The following is a 6,833-nucleotide window of genomic DNA, read 5'->3' on the forward strand; positions in this document are numbered from 1 at the left end:
CTCTAATATTATCTTCAATTTTTTGCAGTTCTTCTTTAAAACATTCTGAAGTTTCAAAGTTAGCATTTACAGTTTTTAAATTATTAGCTGACTTAGTCATTAGATCAGAAGCAGTATGAGCCTTTTTAGTTATAAACTCGTTTTTTACTATTTCTGGTATATGAAGCCTAACAAACTCGACATCTATTAGTTTTTTTAATAATTGCATCCGTCCAGAGTTTAATCCTTCTTGATGCAAGATATTTGTATCTAACACTATCTCTATCATTTTTTCCCCAAATTAGAAATTGGTAATAATCATTGACGCTTAACGCCCAATTAAGGTGTGAAGCACGCTACCACAACACTCAAATTGGACGCCGTAATCACTAAACTAGACCCAAACCAAAAATGCCAAGCGTGCTGAATCACTCTTAAATTGTTTGTTATGTGCCGTACTATGATTTCGTGATCAACTTGAGGTCATCCATTGCTAATTTTTTAGTCAACGTGATGATGTCATCAACTGATTCACCACTCGAAATATGGTGCCCAATCAAGCGGTCAAGGAAATCATCTGTAGCCTCATGGTCATCTTGTATGGGCTGATTATCATACAATTTGTGCCTTAATTTACCCAATAGGGTTTCAATATCTCCTAACTCTGGTGCTAAATATATCGACTTTATTGAGAAAACACTTTCGAGATTTTTAAAGCTCTTTCTAGTTTTAGTGGAGAGTTCTTGACGAGCCAAGTTTGCTTCTTGTGTTTCATATTTTTCACGAAAAGCTTGTTGCTCACTCTCAACATACTCTTCGTAAGACTTTTGATATTCCTTATCTTCAAAGTCGTAAATAGAACTCCCAATATAAATAAAGCTATCCGTATAATCAGTTAAATATGCGATTTGGTCTTCGATATACTCTTTCGTTAAATACAGGCAAGATAAGATTTCTTCATAGGCAAGACGCTTAGTATCCCAGATCTGCTGTTTTACCCAATATTTTTCACCAAGTTGCCCTTTTATGCCTTCTACCGCTTCTGTATTCTTTTTTAGCTGATCAACAGCTTTCAAAAAGTCATTGCTATTGGCAAGATTTTTTAATCGAGTTTGTAGATAAATTCCGAGAGGAACAACTATTAACGTTGTAACCAAAGTCGGTAAATATGGCCAAATTTCCTTCAAATTAACTCCTAAATGTAACTTATTAGCAAAGGCACATAACATTCACATCTACGCTGTCGCTGCACATATCTGCCACAACAGGTATCATCAACGCATGATACTCACTTAGCTATCCTCGTTCGTGCCAAGCGCGCAATGTGAAAGCGGTATTATATCAACACGTTTATTATTAAACCTAACATTTTGTATGGTTATTTGGACAAAATAACATGACAAGAAAGCAAAACTAGACGTTAAGTTAGTGCTGAATGCTTTCAAGTTATTGCAGGGAACGGACGAAAAGGAGCTATTATTGCGAGGGAATGCAAGGGACTTAACACTAGGTGGGTATGGCACAGAGTCGCAGCACAACTCCCCCCTACTTCCAACTGTTACCTTTCGCGCTATAGGGAGAGACATGAGGTGTAAATCAATATGGTGAGTAGCCGAAGCTTGTTTAATGGCTATCGAGGCGCAACAGCGACTTTTGATGTAGAGAGCCTTTATTTAATGTTCATTTTGCGGCAGATCATCGTTAATGTCATAGTAATCCCCCTTCTCTGCGACATAAATATGTTGCCCAAGGTTTGTCCCTGTCGGCTTATCAAATGACCCTAATGCAATTCCTATCCAATGGTGCTTTTCTTTATCGAGAGGATCGAAGAACAAAGATGATCCGCACTGTGAACAAAAGCCCCGCCTTACTTTTTCAGATGAGTGATACCAAGAGAGGTTTGCTTCCCCCTCGATGAGTAATGAGTCCCGCGAGACTTCTGCACTGGCAAGAAAGTGTCCGGTCCATTTCCGACACTGATTACAGTGGCAAGCATCTGTTGCTTCAAGGACTCCAGAAACTTCAAATTTGATAGCGCCACAAAGGCAAGATCCTTTATACATTTCATACTCCATTTAGAGATGTATTGAAGTAAAACCTTAGCAACGCCTTATCCACGACTACCACTGCAAACATACCAGCCTCGCTTTAATCGCTTTGCTAAGCCTCAATTTTGACGGCTGAATTTACAAAATCAATAAAGTGCTGCTTACCCGTGCTGTTTCCATAAGCTTTAGAAACTCGGTTCCACCATGGCATTCCAGGATGAGGCGTTCGGGTATATTTTATGGATTGCGCATCAAATTCGGTTAACAAACCACTTCGTTTAGCATGGCGATATGCCAGTGAACTTGTAAATATGATGATTTCAGGTGCAATAGCTTTAGCTACTTGGCCCACAACACTTTTGCTAACATCAGCATCAAGTTGAGATACCTTAATTGATTTACCCGTCTGTTCCGCTGGGCGCTGGAAGTAATTCAGAAATGCGATACGACTAAATGCGGTTGAACTCGGATGAAAATCAGCCTCACTTTCAAAGAGCGCTTTCTCTATGTTTCTGTATATCGTTTTGGACTTAGATTTCCATTTGCTCTTTATACCGTTGGAAATAATATTTCGCGTCTTAATCCAGCCATTATCTTCTTTATCTGATACGGTGACACCCGCGTACCATTCTTCTGGGTTATGGTGATAAGTGCTTCCAACATCTAAATAGTGGCTTTCGCCAATCACTAAAATTTTCACTCTCGATGCGTTATATTCACAACCAACCCAAGGTTTCAGGTCGGGATAGATCTGATAATGACCAAGGCTGTCTAATGCTTCATCAAACTCATTTGAACAATACTTCACTGTTATAATTTCCTCCTGAAAATCGCCTTTTCTACCTGGCCTTTTCTATCTAATCTTTGCTATCCGATCTTTACTCGATAAAGCGTATTCACTTTTTTATCTACAAAGTATGACCATACATGTTTAAACACAGCATGCTGATTTGGAAACGGCGCGAGTTCTAATGCTTCATCTAAAGTGCACCATTTATAGTCAGTGTGTTCTTCATTTAAAATAACCGCCTGTTCTGGTGGGCACATAACCACAAAAACAGGAATTAACTCAATGACATTTGCGCTAGGTTCATAGAACTGCTCTAGGAATTGAGCGTTGTACAAATTTGCTACTTCTATTTGAGTTTCCTCTTGAAACTCTCGAACAATAGCATTAATACCAGTCTCACCGTCTTCTATCGAGCCTGCAACATGGCACCAGAAGCCACCTTTCACTCGTTTCATTAACAGCATTTTTGTTTCACCGTTAATTTCCGATAGCGCGACACCCGAAACGATGGATGTATTTACTGGGATCATTGTTACCTCTTAATGTTATATTTTGAGATTGGTGGGCATCCCCACAAAAATAAACACCTGCGAATACCATGCTAAAAGTGCTGGTGACTACCTTTCCAACCGCACATAACTTCACAGGCATCCACCTGAGCAGTTGACGAGAAAAATTAGTTCGATGCACCATTTATCTTTCTAACAGGAATAGTCGAGAAGCACACGGCTAGCGAAAAGTACGATACCTTATTAGCGACGGCCTGCCAGAGTCCATCGTTTCAATATAGATATTGCGATCTTTCCACATCACTTCCATGTCATAAAGACAAAAGGAATACTTAGCCGGGTCAATAACCCAATCACTATTTACCTCAACCGGCACAGAAGTAAATAACTCATTATCCCCACCAAAACTGAGCCGCTGTGACTGAAACGCTCACCCCGAAATTGATACCAATTCACCAAACGTTTTAAGCTCCTCTTACACACTGTCTTAGGCATCTTTGCTCAAGATACCCACTGCAATTTCGGCGGCTTTTCGAGTGTAGTTGCTACAATTTGCGCGAAGGTTATGAGAACGAAAATGAGCCATTCCTTCTTCTGTTCCAATGTCACAACCTAGAAGCTTATGACAATCCTTTGCTCCGAATTCACTTTCAAACTTCTCGACTAACTCCTGCGTTGCTTCGTATGTTGCAACAACAGTATCACTTTTGGATTCACGACCTAGAGCTAAACTAATACCCATAACAGCCCCAGATAAGGCTCCACATGGCCCACACGTTCTAGCCACACCACTGCAAAATCCAGTCGCCATTTTTGAGGCTAAATGGTCATCCACCCCTTGATATTCAGCAATAGCAGAAACCACACTCTCAGCACACAAAAGCCCATTTTCAAAATGTATCTCAGCTAATCGACCAAATTTTTTTGATTCTTCCATGACAATAACCTCCTTGTATTTTCTAACACCGCATTAAGGTGTGAGCAACGCTACCACCTAACCTAACCTGACCTGACCTGACCTGATCTAATCCATTACACCGTAAACACATTACCCAATTGGAACTAAAACCCCAAGCTTAAGGCGCTATCTTTAATGCTTGATTTATATATTATTTTCAATGTAGCTTGGGACATCGATTTTTTGTCCACCTTGTGCAAAGTGATAATCAAATGTATACGCGATTTTCTCTAACGGCGCTTCGGCATAACCAAGAGTCTGCACTTCAGAAATATAGCGCTGCAAAAAGCCAATAGCCCCAAGGGCATTCCACTGAGATACATGCACTAATTCATGGAAGTGCAACCTTAAATCAAGCGCAACACTCGGCACTATGTAATAGGTGTTTTTATATGTGATCCCCTGAACGTCCATATCGAGGAAATCGCCTAAACCAGCCTCGCGCAGCTCTGGGAGATCTGGCTTTGGAAGGCTCTCAACGACGACAAAATATGCGTTAGCAAGGAACTCTTTAGAGTAGAACCCAGCAAAAGGCTGAGAAAATTGAGAGCAGCTTTGCCGCTGATCGACAAACATCGCGTTCGTTTCATCTATCCATGCTTCAATGCTGTGTATCATGCTTAGTTCCTATTAAGCCAGTGTCCATTCAGAACGTAAAGCCGCTAAAACGATAGTATCCCACCACTTTCCCTTAAAGAAACGATGCTCTCTAAAATGAGCTTCTTGCCTCATCCCAAGTGATTTGCACAACTTAATTGCCGCAAGGTTTTTGCTAATTGTTATAACGCAGTTTTCACGTAAATAACCGTGCTGTCCAACTCGCCAGAAACTAAACGACGCCCATTATCTAACTTAGCTTCAAGTTGATAGCCACAACGTTCCGCAACCGCTCGACTCTTAACATTAGAGCCCGCCATTTTAATTTCAACCCTTTGTGCCTTGTTATCGATAAATGCAAAGCGTTCAACAATATTCACCGCTTCACTTATATAGCCTTTACCGACCATTGTGGTACTAAGCCAGTAGCCAATTTCAAAATATGGCACATCAGGGTCTCGAACAATAAAACCCACAGCACCAATTAAAGCCCCTGATCTTTTTTCAAAAATATTAAACCAGAAGTCATCAGAAAAGTTGTCGTAATTTTTGGCGGAAAATTCAATATTATCTTTCAGTTTATTCAGCGTCAGAGATTCAGACACCCAAGGAAGAAACTCAGCTAATTCTGCTTCGCTTTCTTGAATAATAGCCCACATCGAATCTGCATATTCTAATGATGGCGGAGTGATTTTTAATCGCTTACTTTCCATATAACAGACTGCTCCTACAAAACATAAAATACTGGCTGGGCAGTTATCTCGTCAAAGAAAAATCATTACCAAAAGTTATTAGCTAACAGTAAATTGAAAATCGCCCAGTACAACATCACCTTAGATGTATAGCGCATTGTTTACGACAAGTAGGCAGTTATTTGTTCTTTATTTCGCTTTAAATATTCAATATCAGCGATATAAGCCAAATGATGTCCATCTCTGATATTCGCTATAAATGCTTTATTACCTTTGGCCGCTTCGTTATGCATAAAATAAACTAAGGCTTGTACCCTCGACACCATGGTGTCTACTAATTGAATACGATCTTTATATGATAGGCCATAAGAATCACAGAATTGCTTTGCACGAATGGATTGATCTGTTAAATCACCTAACGAATCATATGGATTCGTTTTAAAAGGCGCCCAACAATAAATAGCATAAGCCACATCCCAAATCCTTGGTGCAGGATGAGCCGTATCGAAGTCAAAAATACCAACAACTGTATCTTCCTTTAATGCCACGTTGTATGGGGCATAATCACCATGGCAGATGACTTCTTGCGGCTCTCTTATAGGTAAACGCCACCTTAATTCTTGGCATTGTTCACTTTGAAGAAAAGATACTGTTGCATCATGATACTGAGTTAAAAGTACGGCAGCAGAACACAATGCTTCAGTCGTCGAGATAGCACCAACTAGAGGGTAATTGTAAACATCACCCCACACATAAGATAAAACCTCATTCCCATTATCATCGAAACCAAATGATTTTGGCGCACCATTAAAGCCCTCACTTTCGAGGTGAGACAGCAATTTATGGATTGAAACAGACCAAAAACCACTTGGTCGATACACTTTATCTTCCGAGCGAAAAATGAGCCCTTCACGCCCACCTTGAAGTTCTTCCATCATAGTCCCTTATTATGAAGTCGTTCCAAATATTCACTTCCATCAATTTTTTGCGGCCAACTACACCGCACTCCAAAAGACCAGCGTAACCACATAAGTCAAAACCAAAACCACTGAGTGTAATGTATCACCTTGATGGCATTGCAAGTTCACAATTTCAATGGGTTAATAAAAACACTTATTAAAGCGACACCAACACTAAATGCATTGGCTATTAGAAACCAAAAAAATGTTTTACTTTTATACTTGAAAGGTAATTTAAATAACTTTTGATAAACTCCTCCTTCAATAGCAACATTTATCATGCACGCGATTATGAATGTAG

The 6,833-nt window shown here is 39.9% G+C and carries 9 protein-coding genes and 1 pseudogene; all 10 read right to left on the minus strand.

Annotated features, from left to right (window positions below):
* On the minus strand, positions 1 to 256 hold a 256-nt coding region (locus tag ASV53_RS21655; protein ID WP_205049220.1), incomplete at its 3' end, for a PIN domain-containing protein.
* 181 nt (positions 257 to 437) lie between these two features.
* Complete coding sequence (locus tag ASV53_RS21660) at positions 438 to 1,166, minus strand: hypothetical protein (RefSeq protein ID WP_094958637.1); 729 nt, start codon at positions 1,164 to 1,166, stop codon at positions 438 to 440.
* Positions 1,167 to 1,652: 486 nt separating this feature from the next.
* Positions 1,653 to 2,042, minus strand: a complete 390-nt coding sequence (locus ASV53_RS21665) for a GFA family protein (RefSeq protein ID WP_094958638.1) — start codon at positions 2,040 to 2,042, stop codon at positions 1,653 to 1,655.
* Between the two features lie 97 nt (positions 2,043 to 2,139).
* The gene (locus tag ASV53_RS21670; RefSeq protein ID WP_094958639.1) at positions 2,140 to 2,835 is read right to left on the minus strand and encodes a hypothetical protein; all 696 of its coding nucleotides are present in this window, start codon (positions 2,833 to 2,835) and stop codon (positions 2,140 to 2,142) included.
* 59 nt (positions 2,836 to 2,894) lie between these two features.
* A complete protein-coding gene (locus ASV53_RS21675) occupies positions 2,895 to 3,347 on the minus strand; it encodes an NUDIX hydrolase (protein ID WP_094958640.1) in 453 nt (150 codons plus the stop codon).
* A 466-nt stretch (positions 3,348 to 3,813) separates the two neighbouring features.
* Positions 3,814 to 4,263, minus strand: a complete 450-nt coding sequence (locus tag ASV53_RS21685; RefSeq protein WP_094958641.1) for a C-GCAxxG-C-C family protein — start codon at positions 4,261 to 4,263, stop codon at positions 3,814 to 3,816.
* Positions 4,264 to 4,428: 165 nt separating this feature from the next.
* Positions 4,429 to 4,902: a hypothetical protein gene (locus ASV53_RS21690; protein ID WP_094958642.1), complete on the minus strand. Its 474-nt coding sequence runs from the start codon at positions 4,900 to 4,902 to the stop codon at positions 4,429 to 4,431.
* A 12-nt stretch (positions 4,903 to 4,914) separates the two neighbouring features.
* A pseudogene (locus ASV53_RS26060) lies at positions 4,915 to 5,064 on the minus strand (GNAT family N-acetyltransferase); the annotation flags it as partial.
* Entirely contained in the window at positions 5,064 to 5,594 is a 531-nt protein-coding gene (locus tag ASV53_RS21700; protein WP_094958643.1) for a GNAT family N-acetyltransferase, read from the minus strand. The pseudogene ASV53_RS26060 and the gene ASV53_RS21700, both read right to left, overlap by 1 nt.
* Before the next feature lie 140 nt (positions 5,595 to 5,734).
* Positions 5,735 to 6,508 carry a phosphotransferase gene (locus ASV53_RS21705; RefSeq protein WP_094958644.1) on the minus strand — a complete coding sequence of 258 codons (774 nt, stop codon included), beginning with the start codon at positions 6,506 to 6,508 and terminating at the stop codon, positions 5,735 to 5,737.
* Positions 6,509 to 6,833: the final 325 nt, after the last annotated feature.

It is taken from the genome of Photobacterium sanguinicancri (genome assembly GCF_002265265.1).
In the GTDB taxonomy this organism is placed as follows: domain Bacteria; phylum Pseudomonadota; class Gammaproteobacteria; order Enterobacterales; family Vibrionaceae; genus Photobacterium; species Photobacterium sanguinicancri.

What these genes read in the sequence shown, in the direction of transcription:
- ASV53_RS21685 (WP_094958641.1), bottom strand. Translation starts at nt 4,263, where the DNA reads ATGGAAGAATCAAAAAAATTTGGTCGATTAGCTGAGATACATTTTGAA.
- ASV53_RS21675 (WP_094958640.1), bottom strand. Translation starts at nt 3,347, where the DNA reads ATGATCCCAGTAAATACATCCATCGTTTCGGGTGTCGCGCTATCGGAA.
- ASV53_RS21665 (WP_094958638.1), bottom strand. Translation starts at nt 2,042, where the DNA reads ATGTATAAAGGATCTTGCCTTTGTGGCGCTATCAAATTTGAAGTTTCT.
- ASV53_RS21690 (WP_094958642.1), bottom strand. Translation starts at nt 4,902, where the DNA reads ATGATACACAGCATTGAAGCATGGATAGATGAAACGAACGCGATGTTT.
- ASV53_RS21705 (WP_094958644.1), bottom strand. Translation starts at nt 6,508, where the DNA reads ATGGAAGAACTTCAAGGTGGGCGTGAAGGGCTCATTTTTCGCTCGGAA.
- ASV53_RS21700 (WP_094958643.1), bottom strand. Translation starts at nt 5,594, where the DNA reads ATGGAAAGTAAGCGATTAAAAATCACTCCGCCATCATTAGAATATGCA.